The sequence below is a fragment of the Caballeronia calidae genome (assembly GCF_900044055.2).
GTDB lineage: Bacteria > Pseudomonadota > Gammaproteobacteria > Burkholderiales > Burkholderiaceae > Caballeronia > Caballeronia calidae.
In genome coordinates, this window is sequence record NZ_FCOX02000022.1 from 46,489 (window position 1) to 65,278 (window position 18,790).

The following is an 18,790-nucleotide window of genomic DNA, read 5'->3' on the forward strand; positions in this document are numbered from 1 at the left end:
GTTTTTTCGCCCGTTCAAAATGCAGTTCTGTAGTTTTCTCGATCTTTCCTTCGCCATTCGCCTGCATTGATAAGCGATGAATCGTCTACGCACAAAAACCGCCCCGAGGGTGGTTTTTGTGCAAGACGATTTCTTCTTGAATTTCAGGCACTTAACGAGATTTCATAAAGCCTTTTCCCGTAAACTTCGACTTCAGTTCGTTTTGTTTTTTGTAAACCTAGACCCACCCACCAACAAACAGGCTGCCCATTTTTCCTTCGAAATCAAGCACTGACCCTGTGGATAGGGACGCTTTTTGTGAAGAGCAGGGCGGTTTTTGTGCGCGACCGGGTGCAAATTGGGCAGCAGAGGGCGGAAATTGTGGCGACCGGGGTGGAAATTGTGATCGCCCGCCGCGAGTGGGACGGTTTTTGTGCGGATAAGCTGTCGAGGAGGCGGGGTGGTTTTTGTGTTGACACCCCTTGTTCGCCTGATAGAGTGCCGGGGATCGAAGCCGAATCGGACGCATGGAAAACCCAGATTTCACTGTCACCCCGCAGCAGTTGGCGCTGGACATTTACGAAGATATGTCCGGACAGGGCTCGGCCATCTGCGAATCGACGAGGGACATCGGGTTCCTGCGCAACAACATCTTCACGCGCGTCGGTGGGCTTGGTATCGCCGCGCGACGCGTGCTCGATGCGGCGTACTTCATCGTCGCGACGAAGGCGCCCGAGGAACTGATAGACGACAAGGTCTACACGTTCACGGCCGACATTAACTACTTCAAGTGGCTGATGCGCTACGACAGCCGCAACCACAGTCACCTCATCGCGCAGATGAGAGCCGCGGCGCGGGCGCGCGTCGAAATCATGACCGCGCCCTCGATCGAGGAACTGACCGAGAAAGACTCGTGGGGCACGATCAGCCTGCTCGGCGACTGCTACATCGAGCGCAATGTCGTTTGCATTTTGCTCGCCGGACGCGTGATCAAGTACCTGATCAGCCCTTACAAGGCACACTGGTTGAGTCTGCGCGCATCGACGGCTTTTTCGCTTTCCCTCGCCCGGGCCATTTACGACCGCCTTATTCCTTGCCAAGGCCACGGCGTGACGGAGTGGTTTCCGTATGAAGACGTGCTGGAATGGCCGGGCAAGGTCGGCGAGTCGCGCAAGGAAGTGAAGGAGTTCAAGAAGCGCTTTCTCGAGCCCGCGATCGACCAGCTCAACGAAGTCTCGGACTTCGACGTCAGTTGGGAGCCCAATGCCGAGCGCGTCGCGCCGGAGAAACTGAAGATCCGCTTTCGTTTCACGAAGAAGCAGGGCGCCGATGCCGCGCGCGCCGGCATTCAGGATTCGATGTATCTCATGTTGCACAACGAGTTCGCCTTCGATACGCCCGACTTCGAGCGCCTCGCCAAGCGCCGCGACATCTGGACGGACGAGCGGCTCGAGCAGGCGATCGAATACACGCGCTTCAAGCTCAACGAAGGCAAGGTGACGGTCAGTCCGCGCGGCTATCTGTTCAAGGCCCTCGAGGGCAATTACCGGATCGGCGAAGCGGACCGGAAGATGGCGTCCATCAAGGCGAAGCAACTCGAGGACGACAAGAAGGAGCGTCGTTCACGGGATAACGCGCAGGCGCATCTCGAGGCCAGCATCCAGGCTCAGAACGATACGGCGAAAGCCAAGATGAGCGAAGAAATCCGCGCGGGCCGCGAATACTTCGAATCCGTCGACGCGCCAGCACGCAAGGATCTGTGCCACTCGTTCGTGAGCCAGCTGATTCCGCAGCGGCTCATCGAGAAGCAGGGGCTTTCACGCGAAAGCCTGAACGCGGATAACATCCTGACGGTCAATCGCGTGGTCGCCGACGCGTTCTGTTCTCACGTCTACGTAAAGATGAAAAAGGCGCGCGCAGGCAGCCCGCTCTGATCTTCGACGAACGAGACGAATTCGTTCGGAATCCTGCTCTCTCCTTCATTCATCTCGATCGCGCGACCGCATTCAACGGCTTCTGACAGCCCGCGAGCAACGCGCCCGTCGCCAGCACCAGCGCGGAATAGACGAGACCACGCGTCAGCCCCGCGCTGTCCGATACCCGTCCGATCACCACCGGGCCGACGATCTGCCCGAACGCGAACACGATCGTGAAGGCGTTGATGCCGCCCGGCCACTGATTTGCCGGCAGATTGTGCCGCACGAAGGCCGTCGTCGAGGCCACCGCGGAGAGGAATGTCGCGCCGAACAGCGTGCCCGAAACGAATGCCGCGAGCGGATGCGCGATCATCGCGGGGATGACGGTCGCGGCCGCGAGCAGGGCGTTGAGGATCGCGAGCGCCTGTCCGCCGCGCATGCGATCGAGAAGCCCTGACCACATCCGCGCCGATACGACCGTCGCCACGCCAAGCAGGATATAGAAGCCGCTCACCACGGACGCGCTCATGCCCGCGTTGCGCAGCAGCGCGACGATGAAAGTCATGTAGCCGATATAGCCGATGCCGAAGCAGCCATACCCGGCGAGCGCGAGCGCGAAGCGGCGCCGTCGCAGCGGGCCGATAGACGCGCGCGCGCCGTGACGCGTCGAGGAAAGCGGCTGCGCCGTTTCGATCCGCCGCGCGGCCCACACGGCGATGCCCGAAAACGCGGCGCAGGCCGCGGCGAGCGCGAACCACGCGAAGCGCCATCCGTGCGCGACGGGCAGCACCGCGAGCGGAACGAGTATCGATGAAATCACGATGCCCCAGCCGGTGCCGCCGTAATAGAGGCCGATCACGAGCCCCGCATCGCGCACCGACAGCGACGCGAGCCGCGCCGCAAGCACACCGCCGCTCACGAAGATGAGCGCGCTGCCGATGCCCGTCACGACGCGCAGCACGAGCAGGGCGTCGGTATCGGTCGTCGTGCCGCTCGCGGCCATCAACAGCGCCGTCAGCACGCAGCCCGCGACGAACAGCGAGCGCGCGGCGAAGCGCATCGACAAGCGGGAGAAGGCGAGCGCGCCGAGCAGATAGCCGAACGCGTTCGCCGTGTTCATCGCGCCGGCCTGCGCGAAGTTCCAGGCGAGATCGAGCCGCATCGGCGGAAGGAGCAGCGCGTAAGAGAAGCGCGCGAGCCCGAGCGCGATGGCGCTGCCGAGCGACAACGCCACTGCGAACAGGAGCGCCTGCCTGCGATCGGTTTCGTGGACGCTCGCGCTGAACGAAGCGGGGCGGGTTTCGCAAAGGTCTCCATCTGCATCGTTACGCTCTATCACGCTCTTGTCGTCCTTTTTATCGTCGTTTGCCGGCTTATGTTATCGCGGACCGGTCACATTGCTTACACAAGCCGTGGCTAAGCTTCGCAGCGCTGCGTCGATCCGCACCACTGAAGCCGGAGATCCCGATGTCGACTGTTCCAGGCCGCCACGTCATCGTGGCGCGATTCATCCTTTGCGCCTGCGCAATCGTTTGCGCTTGCGGCAAGCCGGACGTCGACGCGTCATCATCGGTCGCCGCGGCGCGCATCGAGCCGTCCGCGCTACCCGCAACAAGCGCAACGAGCGAGCTCCAGGACTGGGCGAAGCAAGCCACAGGCGGCCCATCCGATCAGACCGCGCGGCGCGCCATGGTGCGCGCCGCGTCGGAGCCGCTTGCGACACCGGTGATTCACACGGTGGACTGACCCTTCCCACTCACTTCCCCGCGAAACGCATGAAAAACAAGAACCGTCGTGACTTTCTGCGCGCGGCCGTCGAGGCCGCAGGCGCGACCGCCGCGCTCAACGTGATGCCGCTCGGCATTCGCCAGGCGCTCGCGATTCCGGCGAACAGCCGTCATGGAACGATCGAGGATATCGAGCATATCGTCGTGCTCATGCAGGAGAATCGCTCGTTCGATCATTACTTCGGCACCTTGCGCGGCGTGCGCGGCTTCGGCGACAAGAGCGCCGTGACGCTTCCCAGCGGCAAGCCCGTCTTCAATCAGCCGATCGCCGCAGGCTCGGGCGAAGTGCTGCCGTTCCATCCGGGCGCGTCGAATCTCGGCCTGCAGTTTCTGCAAGACCTGCCACACGGCTGGAAGGACGGGCAGGGCGCGTTCCACGGCGGCCTGTACGACCAGTGGGTGCCGTTCAAGAGCACGACGACGATGGCGTACCTGCAACGCGACGACATCCCGTTCCACTATCGGCTCGCCGACGCCTTCACGATCTGCGATGCGTACCACTGCTCGACCAACACATCGACCGATCCGAACCGCTACTACATGTGGACCGGCTACGTCGGCAACGACGGCACCGGCGGCGGGCCGGTCGTCGACAACGCGGAGGCCGGCTACGGCTGGTCGACGTTCCCCGAGGTGCTGGAGCGCGCCGGCATCTCCTGGAAGATCTATCAGGACATCGGCAAAGGGCTCGACTCGAAGAACGCGTGGGGCTGGACCGACGACGCCTACATCGGCAATTACGGCGACAACTCGCTGCTCTACTTCAGGCAGTATCAGAATGCGCAGCCCGGCAGTCCGCTCTATGAAAAAGCGCGGCGCGGCACGAACGCCGCGGCCGGCGACGACTACTTCGCGATCCTCGAGCGTGATGTCGCGAGCGGCACGCTGCCGCAAGTCTCGTGGATCGTCGCGCCCGAAGCGTTCTCCGAGCATCCGAACTGGCCTGCGAACTACGGCGCCTGGTATATCGATCAGGTGCTGCAAGTGCTGACATCGAATCCGGATGTCTGGAGCAAGACCGCGCTCATCATCAACTACGACGAGAACGACGGCTTCTTCGACCACCTCGTTCCGCCGTTCCCGCCGACCTCGGACGCGAACGGGCTCTCGACCGTCGATACGCGCGCGGAAATCTATCCGGGCAGCGCGGACTACGCGAGCGGCCCCTATGGTCTCGGTGCGCGTGTGCCGATGCTCGTCGTGTCGCCGTGGTCGAGAGGCGGCTGGGTGTGCTCCGAGACCTTCGACCATACGTCGGTGATCCGCTTCATCCAGAAGCGTTTCGGCCGCGCGCACGGTCTCGACGAGCCGAACATCTCGCCGTGGCGCCGCGCGATCTGCGGCGACCTGACGTCGGCATTCGATTTCCGCAATCCGAACAGTACGATGCCCACGCTGCCGGGCACGAGCGCGTATGTTCCGGCCGACAAGCTGCGTCATCAGGACTACGTGCCCGTGCCGCCCGCCACGCCGACGATGCCGAAGCAGGAGCCCGGCGTGCGTGCCGCGCGCGCGTTGCCTTACGAGCTTTTCGTGCGAGCGCGGGCGGATGCGTCGAAGGACGCCGTCGCGTTCGATTTCGTCAATACCGGCAGCGCGGGCGCCGTCTTTCTGCTCTACCGCAATGCGAGCACCGACGCGCCGCGCACGTACACCGTCGAGGCCCGCAAGCGTCTCGCGGATCGCGTCGCGGCGAATGCGGACGGCAGCTTCGATTTCGTTGTGCATGGCCCGAACGGCTTCCTTCGGCGGATCGCAGGCAAGACCGGCGCGCACGGCGGGTGGTCGCGCGAGCAGGCGGCGCCGGAAGTCGCGGAAGGCTATGACGTCGCGAACGGCAATCTGCAATTGAGGCTCGCGAATCGCGGAACGGCCGCCTGCACGTTCCGCATGACCAATGCCTACGATCCGTCGAAGACCATCAGCCGGCGCGTGCGCGGCGGCGACACCGCGCAGGTCTATCTCGATCTTCGCGACGCGCACGGCTGGTACGACGTCGAAATCAAGGTCGACACGGATCGCGCGTTCTTGCGACGCCTCGCGGGCCACGTCGAAACCGGACGCGACAGCATGAGCGATCCCGCGCTCGGCGAATAATCGTTCCGCTGCGGGCATCGCCGTTCCTTTGTCGGCATCGCCAGCCGCGTGTCAGCACGAGCGCGGCCGGCGAGCTTCATCGCTTCTTTCTGCTTCCGCGAATCCGCCGTAATCAGCCGGAAAGATTCACGCCCGCGAAGCCTCGCGTTCTGACATCGACCGGCAGTTTTTGCCGTTCTTTGTGTCGAGCGGTGTGGTATTACCCACTCACATGGGACATCACGCATTGCGCAGCGCGGCGAGGACTGTGAAGATCGAGTGTGCACACCGGTTCACCCAGGATCCGAGCGCCTGCGAATATATAAAACGGCACACCGCAGCGCCGGATCGCGCCGTCAATCCAATAACGAACCGGGGTGCGATACCGGAGACGGGGATGAGAGAACGAGCGACTGTACTGCTGGTTCGTCACCAGTCAGTACTCTTGGTTCGCGAACGCGGCGGTCCGTGGCTGCTGCCGGGTGGGACTGTGGGATATGACGAACTGACCATCGTTGCAGCAATCCGAGCGCTGCACGAAGACACGGGTCTGGAGGCGAGCGCGGCGGCCTTTCTGTTTCAGCAGGTTTCCGCGCATCACTTGCATCATGTTTTTCGCGTCGCGATACCGGATGGCGTGCATCCGCGACCCGAAGCCGGAGGCAAGCTCGATGAGCTGCTGTGGGTGGAGCCGTCGCGCGCCGCTCATGTGGACATCACGCCGGGCACGAGGGCGATTCTGCATCGCGCGATGGGCCTGGGCTACGAGACCACGAGGTCCGGATGGCGCGGCGACGACGCCCGATCGGGAATGGGCGCGGGCTTCGGCAGGCGCGGCCGCTGACCGAATCGGGCGCGTCGTCGCTGTTGACGATAGTTTCACGTTTGCGTTTCCTCGCGCAGGCGCATCCTTCGCCGCAAAATGAATACTTTTTCGGCGAAGTTGCGCCTATGCTTGCGTTTGGACGGCCGCCGGCGCTCGTGAGAAGGTCAAACGAACGCCCAAGCCTGGCGCGGACGCATTCGCTCTCGATTGGCGGAGGAAACCATGAAGCTCGTCAGCCTGTTCGCCGGCACTGTCGGATTCGTCGCCGTGGTGGGGCTCTCTTTGCTGGCGGTGGCGGACATACTCTTCACGCCCTCGGACAGACCAATCGAGAAAGAGCGGCTCGCGTGAAAGCGCGGGCCTTCTCTCGCCGGTAGGGATTAAATCGTCGGGTGAATAGGCTGGGCGGTGACGGTCCACTGTCGAATATCCGACGAAAGCATTCAAAATCGCGAAGTGCTGCCTTTCAAGACGCTAAAGCCGGCAATTTAATTGCTCGACCGGCCGGTGTTTCTGCTGCATGCGTCCCCCGCTTGTGCCCCTTGCCGTTATCCGCCGCCCCTCGGCGGATGCCCTATGCCGCTGCCATGGCCCCCGGCGGGACGAACAGAGCCGGTTTCCCCCATCTGTTCAGCAATTTACATTCGTGAGTTTTGTTGGAAAATCTTACTCAATGGTTGACGGGTAAATCGCCCGATCGCCATGTGATAGAATTAGGAATAAATAGAAACTCATTCCGTCAAAACTTTCCACAACGTGGTTTATCAAATGCTTGATTCAACGCGGATGAGCGCGGAGGAAGCATGACTGTAGTCGGTGTAATAGGCGCAATTGTTTTTTTCGCAATAATCGGCCTGGCTTTGCTGGCCGTGATCGATATTATTTTTTCGCCTTCGGCCGGCCAGGGGGCCGATCAAAAGAGCGGGCCCGCCCACCGGCGCCACACGTGGTATCGCAAGTGGCGCGAGGTCGCCGTGCGCCGTGACGAAGCGCCTTGATCCACAAGGGCTTGTCAGTATTTCCACGCCAAACTGAAATCACTTCTTTCTCACCGATCGGCGGTTCACCGCACAGGCACGCCGATCGGCACTCAGGCCCAGTGCTTCAGCACAGCCGTTCAAATTCCCTCCATTAATTCGCTGTCGGAACAGTGTGCGACAGCGCACCGCAAGCATTTTCCCCAGACCTTAGTCTTTCCTCGCCGCTAGTGGCGTCGAATGGACTGATGTTCGCTGCAAAAGCGCCAGGCCATTGCGCATAAAGACAGTTAAGCGTTTAGCTACGGACGGCTAATTCAGCCGACTTGAAAATCTGCCGCTGCAACGAGAAAAAACATGGCGCAATCCACATTTCCTTCGGTGCTTCAGTGGTGGACGAACATCGAAAAGCGTCTCTATCGCGACGAGCCCGGCCACGCGCTTCAGCCTGGCGTTTCCGCCCGCGCACCGCTCGTCGTGCTCTACGACGGGCACGAGAACATCGAAGCGCTGTGGAAGGCGCTGCTGCAATGCCGGACGCCGCATCTCCAGGTCGCATGGAAATCGCCCGAGTCTGGCGAAATGCGCCTGCTCGCCGAGTCGTACGTCGCGATTCCGGAGAAGCTCTTCTTCCTGAAGTCCCTTCAGACGAGTCTCCAGCGTGTGGCCGTGCTCGTCGAGCGGGCGCAAAGGCGTCTGGACGCCGCTGCTTCGCCGCGTGACTTTCCGCTCGTCAGAAGCGAAGCCCGACCGGCCCGCCTCTCGCCCTTCACATCGGCATGCTTCGCGCTGCGGCATCTCGGCCGCAAGGTGCTGAACCAGCCGCTCAAGCTGCTCGTGCAGCGTGGACATTGGGTACTGGCTTACCGGCGCACCGACGCGCCGCCCGAGCTGCGCGGCGAAAGCGGCATCGAGGGCGACGCAAGCCGCAACTGGATCACGCTGCCCGGCATGCCGACGCAGTTCCATGCCGACCCCTTCCTGTGGCGCGGCAAGAACGGCGACTATCACCTGTTCTTCGAAAGTCTTCCCTACGACACCAACCGCGGCACCATCAGCCATATCGCGTTCGATGCGGCCACACAGCGTTGGCAGGAAACGCCGCGTGTGGTGCTCGATTGCAACTATCACCTGTCGTATCCGTTTCTGTTCGAGCATGAAGGCGAGATCTTCATGATTCCGGAGACCTGCGGCAACCGCACGATCGAGATGTACCGGGCGGCCACGTTCCCGACCGAATGGGTGCTGCACAAGGTGATCATGCGCGACGTCGTCGCGGCCGACACCACGCTCCATCACGACGGCAAAACCTGGTGGATGTTCACGAGCATCACCGAAGACGGCGGATCGAACTGGGACGAGCTGTCGATCTTCCATTCCGACAGCCCGTTCGGCGAATGGACCGCGCATCCGATGAATCCGGTCGTCTCCGACTGCCGCCTCGCGCGCATGGCCGGCAATCTCTTCAAGGATGCGCAGAACCGCCTGATCCGCCCCGCGCAGAACTGCGAGCGTGAATACGGCGCGGCGCTGACGTTCCGCGAGATTACCGAGCTCACGACCACGACCTATGCCGAGCGGACGATGTCGGTGCGCAATCCGCCGCGCGGCCATCAGGGGCTGCATACGTGGAATGCGGTCGGCGGGATCACGGTCATCGATCTGAAGACGCAGCTTCGCAAATGGAGTCCATGGCGCGCGGCAATGAGGCGCGCGTAACACGCATGTGGCCCGGCGCGGGGCGCGCGCCGGCAAGGAATCCGGCGTGTGGTGCGTCGCACAGAGCGTGCGGCCGGCGCCGACATACATTGATGGTTCACCGGAGACCGAAACCCGCATCGCGCAGTGCCTCGCGCGTGCCTCGCACGAGTCCTTCGGCGAGGCAGCTCATCAACATAAAACAGACCCGTCAGCACGAGCACTTCCGCCCGCGACGCGCGCCGCGGTTGCCAGCGAACGGGCCCTTCTCAGAAAAACGGCAGCCGGGACCATGAAGCTTCTCCATGTCATCGTTGCGCTCAATGCGGACGGCGCTGAACGCATGCTTCAGCGCCTCATCGAGTCGCACATCGAAGATCCGCGCTTTCGTCACGTCGTCTGCTCGCTCACCACGACCGGCAAGATCGGTGAGGAGCTCGCCGCGCGCGGCATCGACGTGCATAGCCTCGGCATGCGCTCGCCGCTCGGGTTTCCGCGCGCGCTGCTGTGTCTCGTGAAGCTGATCCGCGAGGTGCGCCCCGACATCATCCAGACATGGATGTATCACGCCGACTTCCTCGGCGGCCTGGCGGGGCGTCTCGCGGCGCACAAGCGCATCGTGTGGGGCGTGCGGACCACCGACGTCAGATCGGGCGGCTCGCGCGTGACCGTGCTGCTGCGCAAGATCTGCGCGTGGCTCTCCTACTACGTGCCGCAGACGATCGTCTGCGCGGCCGAGGCGTCGCGTCGCGCGCACGTTTCCGTCGGCTACGACGCGAGCCGCATGATGGTGGTGCCGAACGGCTTCGACGTCGCGCGCCTCTCCGCCACGCCCGAGCAACGCCGCGCGATCCGCGAGCAATGCGGATTCGATGACAGAACGATCGTCGTCGGCATTCTGGGGCGCTTTCATCCGGTGAAGGATCATCAGAATTTCGTGCGCGCGGCCGGCATGCTGGCCGCGCGCCATCCCGACGTGCGCTTCATGCTGGTCGGCCGCGATCTCGACGCGAACAATCGCGAGCTCGCGGACTGGATCGCGCAGACGGGGTTCGCATCGCGCTTCGTGCTGGTCGGCGAGCGGCGCGACGTGCCCGCGTGTCTCTCGGCGATGGACGTGTTCTGCCTGTCCTCGCGCACCGAGGGATTCCCGAACGTGGTCGGCGAAGCGATGGCGATGGCGCTGCCGTGCGTCGTCACCGATGTCGGCGATGCGGCCATGCTCGTGGCGAACACGGGCGTCGTCGTCGAAAAGGAAAACAGCGACGCGCTCGCGGCGGGACTGTCCCACGTGGTCGACATGACATCCGACGAGCGCGTGCGCCTCGGTCAGATGGCGAAGGCGCGCATCCATGCCGAATTCACGATGATGCGCGCGCGCGAGCGTTTCGAAGATATCTACCTGCGGCTCGTCGCAGAAAAATGAGCATCGCATAAGCGTGGCCTCTGGCCGCAATCGAAGGAGAACGAACATGTGCGGTATCGTCGGCTTTCTGGGTGGTCGCGGCATCGGACCCGGCGACTCGAAGACAACGGTCCGGAAGATGGCGCTCGCCATCGCCTATCGCGGACCTGACGACGCGGGCGACTGGACCGATGACCTGCGCGGCATCGCGCTGGGACATCGCCGGCTGGCGATTCAGGATCTATCGGCGGCGGGGCATCAGCCGATGGCGTCGGCCAGCGGACGTTATGTCATCGTCTTCAATGGCGAGATCTACAACCATCTCGATCTGCGCGAGCAGCTCGAGGACGCGCAGCGCGCGCCCGTGTGGCGCGGCAGCTCCGACACCGAAACGCTGATGGCCGGCTTCGACGCATGGGGCATCCAGGCGACCATCGAGCGCGCGGTCGGCATGTTCGCATTCGCCGTGTGGGACAGGCAGGAATGCCAGCTCACGCTCGCCCGCGACCGTATCGGCGAGAAGCCGCTCTACTACGGCTGGCAGGGCCACGGCGACGAAGCCGCGTTCGTGTTCGGCTCCGAGCTCAAAGCGCTGCGCGAGCATCCCGCGTTCGAGAACAACGTCGATCGCGGCGCGCTCACGCTGCAGATTCGCCACGGCTGCGTGCCCGCGCCGTATTCGATTTTCGAGGGCATCTACAAGCTGGAGCCGGGCAAGATCCTTTCCGTGTCGATGGAGCGGCGCGAGCCGCGCGTCTGGTCCTACTGGTCAGTCGTCGAGGCGGCCGTCAACGGCACCGCGCGCGGCTTTGCGGGCAGCGCGGAAGATGCTGTGGACGAACTGGAGCAACTGCTCAAGGACGCGATCCGCCAGCAGATGTTGTCCGACGTGCCGCTCGGCGCGTTTCTGTCGGGCGGCGTGGATTCGTCGACGATCGTCGCGCTGATGCAGACGCAGTCGTCGCGCCCGGTGAAGACGTTCACGATCGGCTTCAACGAAAGCGACTTCGATGAAGCGAAGCTCGCGAAAGCCGTCTCCACCCATCTCGGCACCGAACACACGGAACTGTATGTGACGGCGCGCCAGGCGCTCGACGTGATCCCGCGGCTGCCCGAACTGTATGACGAGCCTTTCGCCGATTCATCGCAGGTGCCGACCTTCCTCGTGTCGCAACTGGCGAGGCAGCACGTGACGGTTTCGCTGTCCGGCGACGCCGGCGACGAGCTCTTCTGCGGCTATCAGCGCTATCGGACCGCGCCCGGCATGTGGGACAAGATGACCGTGCTGCCGGCGCCGCTGCGCAAGCTGGCGGCATCGGGCATCGTCGGGATTTCGCCCAAGCGCTGGAACAGCATGGCGGGCCTCATGGAGCCGATTTTGCCGTCGTCGCTGCGCGGCGTGAAGGTCGGCGACAAGCTGCACAAGGGCGCGCAACTGCTGTCGTGCAAGACGCGCGACGAGGTGTATCTGCATCTCATGTCGCAATGGAACGACCCGGCCGCGCTCGTGATCGGCGGCCGCCAGCCGCCCACGCTGATGACCGGCAACGCGCCGGCCTTCACCGGCCTCGACGACGTGCAGCGCATGATGGCGCTCGACATGATCACCTATCTGCCCGACGACATCCTCACCAAGGTCGATCGCGCCGCGATGGGCGTGTCGCTCGAAACGCGCGTGCCGTTCCTCGATCATCGCGTCGTGGAGTTCGCGTGGCGGCTGCCGCAGTCGATGAAGGTGCGCGACGGGCAGACCAAATGGGCGCTGCGCCAGGTCCTCTACCGGCATGTGCCGCGGGCGATGATCGAGCGGCCCAAGCAGGGCTTCGGCGTGCCGATCACGCACTGGCTGCGCGGCGAGCTGCGCGACTGGGCGGAAGCCTTGCTCGACGCGTCGCGGCTGCGTCGCGAGGGCTTCTTCGATGCGGACATCGTGCGCGCGAAGTGGCAGCAGCATCTGTCGGGCGAGCAGAACTGGCATCGGCAGCTGTGGAACGTGCTGATGTTCCAGTTGTGGCTGGAGCATCAGCAGGCTTCGTCGATTCCTTTGTTCACGTCCCGCTCGGCCGATCTCGCGGGCGTGGCGAGCTGAGACGCCGCACGCTGCAACTCAAGCAGGACAGCGAAGGCCCTGGTCGATCAGACCAGGGCCTTTTGCTTTGCCTCGTGGGTCTGCGTCGCGGCGTCGCCGCGTCGCGCGATACTCGCTGTCTCGCCGAAGCGGCTGGCTCACATCGAGGTACAAAACGGCCTTGATCGCTCGCGAACAAGGCCATTCATTCAGCGCCGATGCATCGTCGCGTATCGGGCCGGATTCGGATCATTTTCTCCCGCTGCGAATGCAGAGCCGATATCCGCGCACGTAACCGCACATGCGAAAGACAAGGATGCAAAAGACAAAGGCCCCGGTCGTGCTGACCGGGGCCTCTTTTCGGGTTTTACCAATCACCGGCGCGCGCCGCGCCGGAATTACGACCTTTCGGATTGCTTGTGATGGGTCTGCTCGGGAACGGGGGCGGTGACGATGCCCTGACTGCTGACGAGCCAGCGCGGCGTTCTGAACCGCACGATCGCCGTGTACAGCCAGACGTACGCGACGACGAACACGACGGCCGTGACCGCGAGCACCACCGGGTTGTGCCAGAAGAGCGAGGCGGGCACGATGCCGATCATGCTCAGCACCCACAGATACGGCGACGTGCGCGCGTTTCTGCGCTGACGCTGACGCGGGTCCGTGCCCTTGCGCACGACGCGCTTGAAGATCAGCGTGTGAAGATGGATGCCGTCGGGCGCGCCGACCGGCCGGCCCCGCACGATCCTGCGCCGATAGATCGAGAACAGCGTTTCGAAGGCCGGATAAATGGCGACGACGATCGGATACCACGCGCAGATGTTCGGGTGCCTGGCCACGAGCAGCACCAGCAGTTCAGCGATCGTGAAGCCGATGAAATAGGCGCCGCCGTCGCCGAGGAAAATGGATGCCGCCGGATAGTTCCAGATCGCGAAGCCGCCGATGGCGCCGATCATCGTGAGCGCGACGCTCATCACGAGCCAGTCTCCGACCTCGTGCGCGACATAACCGATCGAGCCGAAAATCAGGATCGATACGACCGCGGCGAGCCCGTTGAAACCATCGATGATGTTGACCGCGTTGGTGAGCCCCGCGACGGCCAGCACCGTCAATCCGATCGCGATGGGCGCGACGGACAGGATCGGATCGATGAGCGGCAGGTCCACGCGGCCGATCACGCCGTTCAGCAGAAACACGCCCACGAGCGCCGCCAGCATCGCGCTCAAAAGACGCGCCCTGACGCTCACGCGCTTGGTCAGATCCTCGATCACGCCGCTCGCGAACGCGGGCGCAGCGCAGAGCAGCAGCAACATGGACTCGCCGAGCGGATTTCCGTCGAAGACCGTGCCGCCGAGCGTGAAGGTCACGCAGGCCGCGACCATCAACGCTATTCCGCCGATTCTCGGAACCGGATAGGAATGATTCTTTTGAACACCTTTCAAATCATGATCCAGCGAGAGCGCCCCGTAGCGTCCCCCGAATCGAACAATAAGTAGCGTCATGCAGAAAGAACTGATGAAGCCAAGCGCAAGGTTTAACATTTTTCTCACTCACGAAGAGGGCGCATCTCTTTTCGAATATCAAAACCCGAAAACGTATGTTAGGTACAACCCCAGTCATTGTCCACGGGTTTATGGCGCTTTAATGTGTGAAACCGAGCCAAGTATGATTATATTGGGATTTCCCCCGATTATTCATACAAACGGCATTTAAAATCGAAGAGAAATATCGCTTCCAGAAACGAGTTTCTGAAATTCGTGATTGATAAACCGTAATTCGTCGGTGCGCAAACACACCTTCGGCTGCGGTTTTATCGAGTGTCGGTACGTTCTGCTGTGGGAGCCGTGCTGTCAGCCCTTTTCTACCGCCAGCAAGGGTCTGAAGCCTGTTGTCTGGCAGCGAAAAAATGTCCGGAAACCGCCTGCAGGCTGAACTGGCTTTCTTCTAATAATTAGCAGGCCGATTAACAGCGATTATATGTGCGGTGCCGCGCATACAACAAGGTGCGCTGTGATAATTTTCGATCTGGTCAAATGGCCCGCATACTCGACGGATTTTCAAAAGCGCGCAAATGAGCGGGCGCTTGCGCTGAAAGGTTCGTTAAACAACAAAAATCGTCTGGTGGTATTTCTCTTTTTTTGAGTCGTGTGTTTCAATACGACTGCAATGCCGGGGCGGGATTTTAACGGCTCCGAATGGCAGCTCAGAAGTCATCAATACAAATATTGGGTTTGCGCTTTTCTTGAAAGGCGCGCTGCTGGTGTTTCGATCCGCATCCGGTGTGCTCTTCGCGCGCCGGTCCCATAAGAGCCAGTAACGAGACGTTCCATGAAAGTTAAAAATCAGGCGTCAGTCTTAACGGCCGAGACCGACAACGAGATCGAGCTCACCTCGATCCTCGAAACGCTAGGCCGCCACTGGAAGATGATCGCGGCGACCGTGGCGATCGTTTTCAGCCTCGGGGTGGTGTACGCATTCTTCTCATCGCCCATCTATCAGGCCGGCATGCTCGTCAAGGTCGACGAATCGACCGCCGCGCCGCAGGGCGATCCGCGCGACATGGTGAGGACGGCCGCGTCGATGTTCGATCAGCGGGCGACGGCCGAAGGCGAGATCCAGGTCATGGGCTCGAAGTTCGTGCTCGGCCCCGTCGTCGATGCGCTCAAGCTCTATATCCAGGCCGCGCCGCATCGCTTCCCGATCGTCGGCGGCATGATCGCGCGCATGAGCGACGAAACGTCCACGCCGGGCCTCTTCGGCCGCGGCGGCTACGCGTGGGGCGCCGAATCGATCGACGTCTCCGCGTTCGACGTGCCGCGCAAATACGAAGGCAAGGAATACACGCTCCGCTATCTCGGCAACGGCCAGTATCAGGTGCGCGGCCCGGGCGTCGAGACGGGCGTCGGCGGCCAGATCGGCGCCGTGCAGCGCTTCGATACCGATGCGGGCCCGATCTCGCTGCTCGTGAGCTTCATCCACGGCGAGAAGGGCGTCGAGTTCGATCTCACGCGCAACTCGCGCACGTACGCCATCGACCGGCTGCAGAACTCGCTGCTGATCGCCGAGCAGGGCAACAAGTCCGGCGTGATCAGCACGACGCTCGAAGGCAAGGACCCGGTGCTCGTGGCGGCGACGATCAACGAACTGTCGCGCATGTACGTCAAGCAGAACGCCGATCGCCGCGGGATCAACGCCGAGAAGTCGCTCGAGTATCTGGAGCAGCAGCTTCCGGACGCCAAGCGTCAGATGGAAACGGCGGAGGACAATTACAACGCCTACCGTAACAGCCGCACGCTGTTCAACCCGGACGAGGAAGGCCGCATCGTCATGCAGCAGGCCTCCCAGGCGGATGCCCAGTTGCTCGACCTCAAGCGTCGTCGTTCGGACCTGGCGATCCACTTTTCGGCGGCGCACCCGAGCGTCGTGGTGATCGACCAGCAGATCGCGGCGACCGAGAAGTACATCAACGACCTCGCGGCGCGCGTCAAGGCGATGCCGGCGGCCGAGCAGGGCGCGCTTCGCCTGCAGCGCGACGTGCGCGTGACGACCGACGTCTATTCGGCTCTGCGCAACAACATCGAGACGATGCGTCTCATCAAGGCTGGCCGCGTGCCGACCGTGGAACTGCTCGACCGCGCCGAAGTGCCCGAGCGTCCCGTCAAGCCGGTCAAGGCGCTGGTGCTCGTGATGGCGGCCGGCATCGGCCTCTTCCTCGGCATCGTGCTGGCCTTCGCTCGCGATTTCCTGTTCAAGGGCGTGCTCGATCCGAAGGAACTGGAATCGAAGACGGGTCTTTCGGTATTCGCGACCATTCCGGACAGCGAGCGCCAGAAGGAGCTGGCGAAGCGCATCGCCGACAAGGCACCGGAGCAGCTCGCGCTCGCCTCGCGTTATCCGACCGACCCGGCCGTGGAAGGGCTGCGCATGATGCGCTCGTCCCTGCACCACGCGCTGATGGACGCGCCGAACAACGTCGTGATGCTGGCCGGCCCGCTGCCGGGCATCGGCAAGTCGTTCGTGTCGGCGAACCTGGCGACCCTGCTGGCGGCCGGCGGCAAGCGCGTGCTGCTCGTCGATTGCGACCTGCGCCGCGGCCACCTGAACCAGTACTTCGGCCTGCCGCGCGGCAAGGGGCTCGTGGATATCGTCAACGGCTCCAGCACGCTCGAAGAGACCGTGCACCGCTCGGTGCTGAACAACCTCGACTTCGTGCAAGCCGGCTTCTATCCGCCGGACCCGGCCGAGCTGCTGCTGTCGAACGCGTTCACGGAATCGGTGAACCGTGCATCGGAGGACTACGACATCGTGCTGCTCGACGCACCGGCGATCCTGGCGGTGTCCGACACGGCGATCATGGCGCCCGTCGCGGGCTCGATCTTCCTCGTCGCGCGTTATGGGGATACGCGCTCCGGGGAAATCTCGGAGTCCGTGAAGCGGCTGGAACAGTCGGGCGCGAGCGTCACCGGCGTGCTGCTCAACGGCTTCAAGGTGCATTACGGCAACTACGCCCAGGCGCGTCAGTACGGGGGCTACGCCTACGCTGCCTACAAGGCCGACAAGGAAGACTAGAGGCTGACTCATCGGGCATCCGCTCCTGTTGGACTCTGAATCAAAAAGTACTACTAATCAAACCAAACGTCCTGAGTGTGTAAAACGAGGAGAAGTGAATATGTTCTCGCCGCATGAGTTGAAACTCGGCATTGTGGGTCTGGGCTACGTGGGCCTGCCGCTCGCCGTGGAATTTGGCAAGCGCCATCCTGTCGTCGGATTCGATATCAACCGCGCGCGCATCAACGCGCTGCGCGAAGGCCGCGATGTCACGCTCGAAGTCGACGACGCCGAGCTGGCCTCGGCCACCCTGATGCAGTACAGCGCCGATGTCGAGGATCTGCGTAGCTGCACCGTGTTCATCGCCACGGTGCCGACGCCGATCGACCACTACAAGCGTCCGGATCTCTCGCCGCTGATCGGCGCGTCGACGACCATCGGCAGCGTGCTGAAGAAGGGCGATGTGGTCATCTATGAATCGACGGTTTATCCCGGCGCGACCGAAGAAGAGTGCGTGCCGGTGCTCGAAAAGATGTCGGGCCTGAAGTTCAACGAGGACTTCTTCGTCGGCTATAGTCCGGAGCGGATCAACCCGGGCGACAAGTCCCACCGTCTGCCGGACATCAAGAAGGTCACGTCCGGTTCGACGCCCGAAGTGGCCGATTTCGTCGACGAGCTGTATCGCGGGATCATCGCGGCGGGTACGCACAAGGCGAGCAGCATCCGCGTGGCGGAAGCGGCCAAGGTGATCGAGAACACGCAGCGCGACGTGAATATCGCGCTCATCAACGAGCTCTCGATCATCTTCAACAAGATGAACATCGACACCGAGTCGGTGCTGCTCGCGGCCGGCACGAAGTGGAACTTCATCCCGTTCCGTCCGGGTCTCGTCGGCGGCCACTGCATCGGCGTGGACCCGTACTACCTGACGCACAAGGCGCAGGCGATCGGCTATCACCCGGAGATCATCCTCGCCGGGCGCCGCCTCAACGACAGCATGGGCAACTACGTGGTCTCGCAACTCGTGAAGACCATGACCAAGCGCGATATCGCCATCTCGGGCGCGCGCGTGCTCATCATGGGCCTCACCTTCAAGGAGAACTGCCCCGACCTGCGCAACACGCGCGTGGTCGACATCATCGCCGACCTCAAGGAATACGGCGTCCAGGTGGACGTTTACGACCCGTGGGTGTCGAAGGAAGAGGCGCATCACGAGTACGGCATCGATCCGATCGATCAGCCGGCCAAGGGCGTCTACGACGCGATCGTCCTCGCCGTGGCGCACCGCCAGTTCGCCGATGAAGGCGCGGACGGCATTCACGCCTACGGCAAGGCGCAGCACGTCCTGTGCGACCTCAAATATGTCCTGCCGCCCGAGGCGAGCGACATGCGTCTCTGAGGCTGGAGCGTCATCGGAAGACGGGCGGGGCCAGGGAATGACGGCCACATCCGGTTCGGCCGATGCAACCCGTCGCACAACATCGCCGCGGTTCGGCTCTCGACGTTCGGG

At 62.9% G+C, this 18,790-nt stretch carries 13 protein-coding genes; 11 read left to right on the forward strand and 2 right to left on the reverse strand.

The genetic code is table 11. From position 1 onward, the window contains the following. Positions 1 to 506 precede the first annotated feature (506 nt). On the forward strand, positions 507 to 1,913 hold the full coding sequence (locus AWB78_RS20530; protein WP_062607556.1) for a replication initiation protein: 1,407 nt from the start codon (positions 507 to 509) through the stop codon (positions 1,911 to 1,913). 49 nt (positions 1,914 to 1,962) lie between these two features. Here AWB78_RS20530 and AWB78_RS20535 read toward each other — a convergent pair whose 3' ends face one another. Continuing rightward, entirely contained in the window at positions 1,963 to 3,234 is a 1,272-nt protein-coding gene (locus AWB78_RS20535; protein ID WP_062607557.1) for a YbfB/YjiJ family MFS transporter, read from the reverse strand. Between the two features lie 128 nt (positions 3,235 to 3,362). On the opposite strand from AWB78_RS20535, the gene AWB78_RS20540 reads away from it, so the two are divergent. The 8 genes from AWB78_RS20540 to asnB all read left to right on the forward strand — a co-directional run bounded on the left by AWB78_RS20540 (position 3,363) and on the right by asnB (position 12,753). Next, positions 3,363 to 3,641, forward strand: a complete 279-nt coding sequence (locus tag AWB78_RS20540; protein WP_062607559.1) for a hypothetical protein — start codon at positions 3,363 to 3,365, stop codon at positions 3,639 to 3,641. A 29-nt stretch (positions 3,642 to 3,670) separates the two neighbouring features. Next, entirely contained in the window at positions 3,671 to 5,779 is a 2,109-nt protein-coding gene (locus AWB78_RS20545) for a phosphocholine-specific phospholipase C (RefSeq protein WP_062607561.1), read from the forward strand. A 376-nt stretch (positions 5,780 to 6,155) separates the two neighbouring features. After that, positions 6,156 to 6,602 carry an NUDIX hydrolase gene (locus AWB78_RS20550; protein WP_062607563.1) on the forward strand — a complete coding sequence of 149 codons (447 nt, stop codon included), beginning with the start codon at positions 6,156 to 6,158 and terminating at the stop codon, positions 6,600 to 6,602. Between the two features lie 204 nt (positions 6,603 to 6,806). After that, positions 6,807 to 6,935, forward strand: a complete 129-nt coding sequence (locus AWB78_RS49335) for a hypothetical protein (RefSeq protein WP_269768943.1) — start codon at positions 6,807 to 6,809, stop codon at positions 6,933 to 6,935. A 452-nt stretch (positions 6,936 to 7,387) separates the two neighbouring features. Beyond that, positions 7,388 to 7,582, forward strand: coding sequence for a hypothetical protein (locus AWB78_RS20555; protein ID WP_062607564.1), 195 nt, complete (start codon positions 7,388 to 7,390; stop codon positions 7,580 to 7,582). A gap of 336 nt (positions 7,583 to 7,918) precedes the next feature. Further along, positions 7,919 to 9,280: a glucosamine inositolphosphorylceramide transferase family protein gene (locus AWB78_RS20560; protein WP_062607566.1), complete on the forward strand. Its 1,362-nt coding sequence runs from the start codon at positions 7,919 to 7,921 to the stop codon at positions 9,278 to 9,280. A 271-nt stretch (positions 9,281 to 9,551) separates the two neighbouring features. Next, positions 9,552 to 10,685, forward strand: a complete 1,134-nt coding sequence (locus AWB78_RS20565) for a glycosyltransferase family 4 protein (RefSeq protein WP_062607568.1) — start codon at positions 9,552 to 9,554, stop codon at positions 10,683 to 10,685. A 46-nt stretch (positions 10,686 to 10,731) separates the two neighbouring features. Then, a complete protein-coding gene (gene asnB, locus AWB78_RS20570; protein ID WP_062607570.1) occupies positions 10,732 to 12,753 on the forward strand; it encodes an asparagine synthase (glutamine-hydrolyzing) in 2,022 nt (673 codons plus the stop codon). Positions 12,754 to 13,130: 377 nt separating this feature from the next. Here the strand turns inward: asnB and AWB78_RS20575 are convergent, their stop codons facing one another. Further along, positions 13,131 to 14,273: an MraY family glycosyltransferase gene (locus AWB78_RS20575; protein WP_062607571.1), complete on the reverse strand. Its 1,143-nt coding sequence runs from the start codon at positions 14,271 to 14,273 to the stop codon at positions 13,131 to 13,133. A gap of 787 nt (positions 14,274 to 15,060) precedes the next feature. On the opposite strand from AWB78_RS20575, the gene AWB78_RS20580 reads away from it, so the two are divergent. Continuing rightward, positions 15,061 to 17,301 carry a polysaccharide biosynthesis tyrosine autokinase gene (locus tag AWB78_RS20580; RefSeq protein WP_062607573.1) on the forward strand — a complete coding sequence of 747 codons (2,241 nt, stop codon included), beginning with the start codon at positions 15,061 to 15,063 and terminating at the stop codon, positions 17,299 to 17,301. Positions 17,302 to 17,401: 100 nt separating this feature from the next. Beyond that, complete coding sequence (tviB, locus tag AWB78_RS20585; protein ID WP_062607575.1) at positions 17,402 to 18,679, forward strand: Vi polysaccharide biosynthesis UDP-N-acetylglucosamine C-6 dehydrogenase TviB; 1,278 nt, start codon at positions 17,402 to 17,404, stop codon at positions 18,677 to 18,679. Positions 18,680 to 18,790 lie beyond the last annotated feature (111 nt).

Excerpts from the sequence above, each read along its gene's own strand:
- AWB78_RS20530 (WP_062607556.1), top strand. The coding sequence starts at position 507 with ATGGAAAACCCAGATTTCACTGTCACCCCGCAGCAGTTGGCGCTGGAC.
- AWB78_RS20540 (WP_062607559.1), top strand. The coding sequence starts at position 3,363 with ATGTCGACTGTTCCAGGCCGCCACGTCATCGTGGCGCGATTCATCCTT.
- AWB78_RS20545 (WP_062607561.1), top strand. The coding sequence starts at position 3,671 with ATGAAAAACAAGAACCGTCGTGACTTTCTGCGCGCGGCCGTCGAGGCC.
- AWB78_RS20550 (WP_062607563.1), top strand. The coding sequence starts at position 6,156 with ATGAGAGAACGAGCGACTGTACTGCTGGTTCGTCACCAGTCAGTACTC.
- AWB78_RS49335 (WP_269768943.1), top strand. The coding sequence starts at position 6,807 with ATGAAGCTCGTCAGCCTGTTCGCCGGCACTGTCGGATTCGTCGCCGTG.
- AWB78_RS20555 (WP_062607564.1), top strand. The coding sequence starts at position 7,388 with ATGACTGTAGTCGGTGTAATAGGCGCAATTGTTTTTTTCGCAATAATC.
- AWB78_RS20560 (WP_062607566.1), top strand. The coding sequence starts at position 7,919 with ATGGCGCAATCCACATTTCCTTCGGTGCTTCAGTGGTGGACGAACATC.
- AWB78_RS20565 (WP_062607568.1), top strand. The coding sequence starts at position 9,552 with ATGAAGCTTCTCCATGTCATCGTTGCGCTCAATGCGGACGGCGCTGAA.
- asnB (WP_062607570.1), top strand. The coding sequence starts at position 10,732 with ATGTGCGGTATCGTCGGCTTTCTGGGTGGTCGCGGCATCGGACCCGGC.
- AWB78_RS20575 (WP_062607571.1), bottom strand. The coding sequence starts at position 14,273 with ATGTTAAACCTTGCGCTTGGCTTCATCAGTTCTTTCTGCATGACGCTA.
- AWB78_RS20580 (WP_062607573.1), top strand. The coding sequence starts at position 15,061 with ATGAAAGTTAAAAATCAGGCGTCAGTCTTAACGGCCGAGACCGACAAC.
- tviB (WP_062607575.1), top strand. The coding sequence starts at position 17,402 with ATGTTCTCGCCGCATGAGTTGAAACTCGGCATTGTGGGTCTGGGCTAC.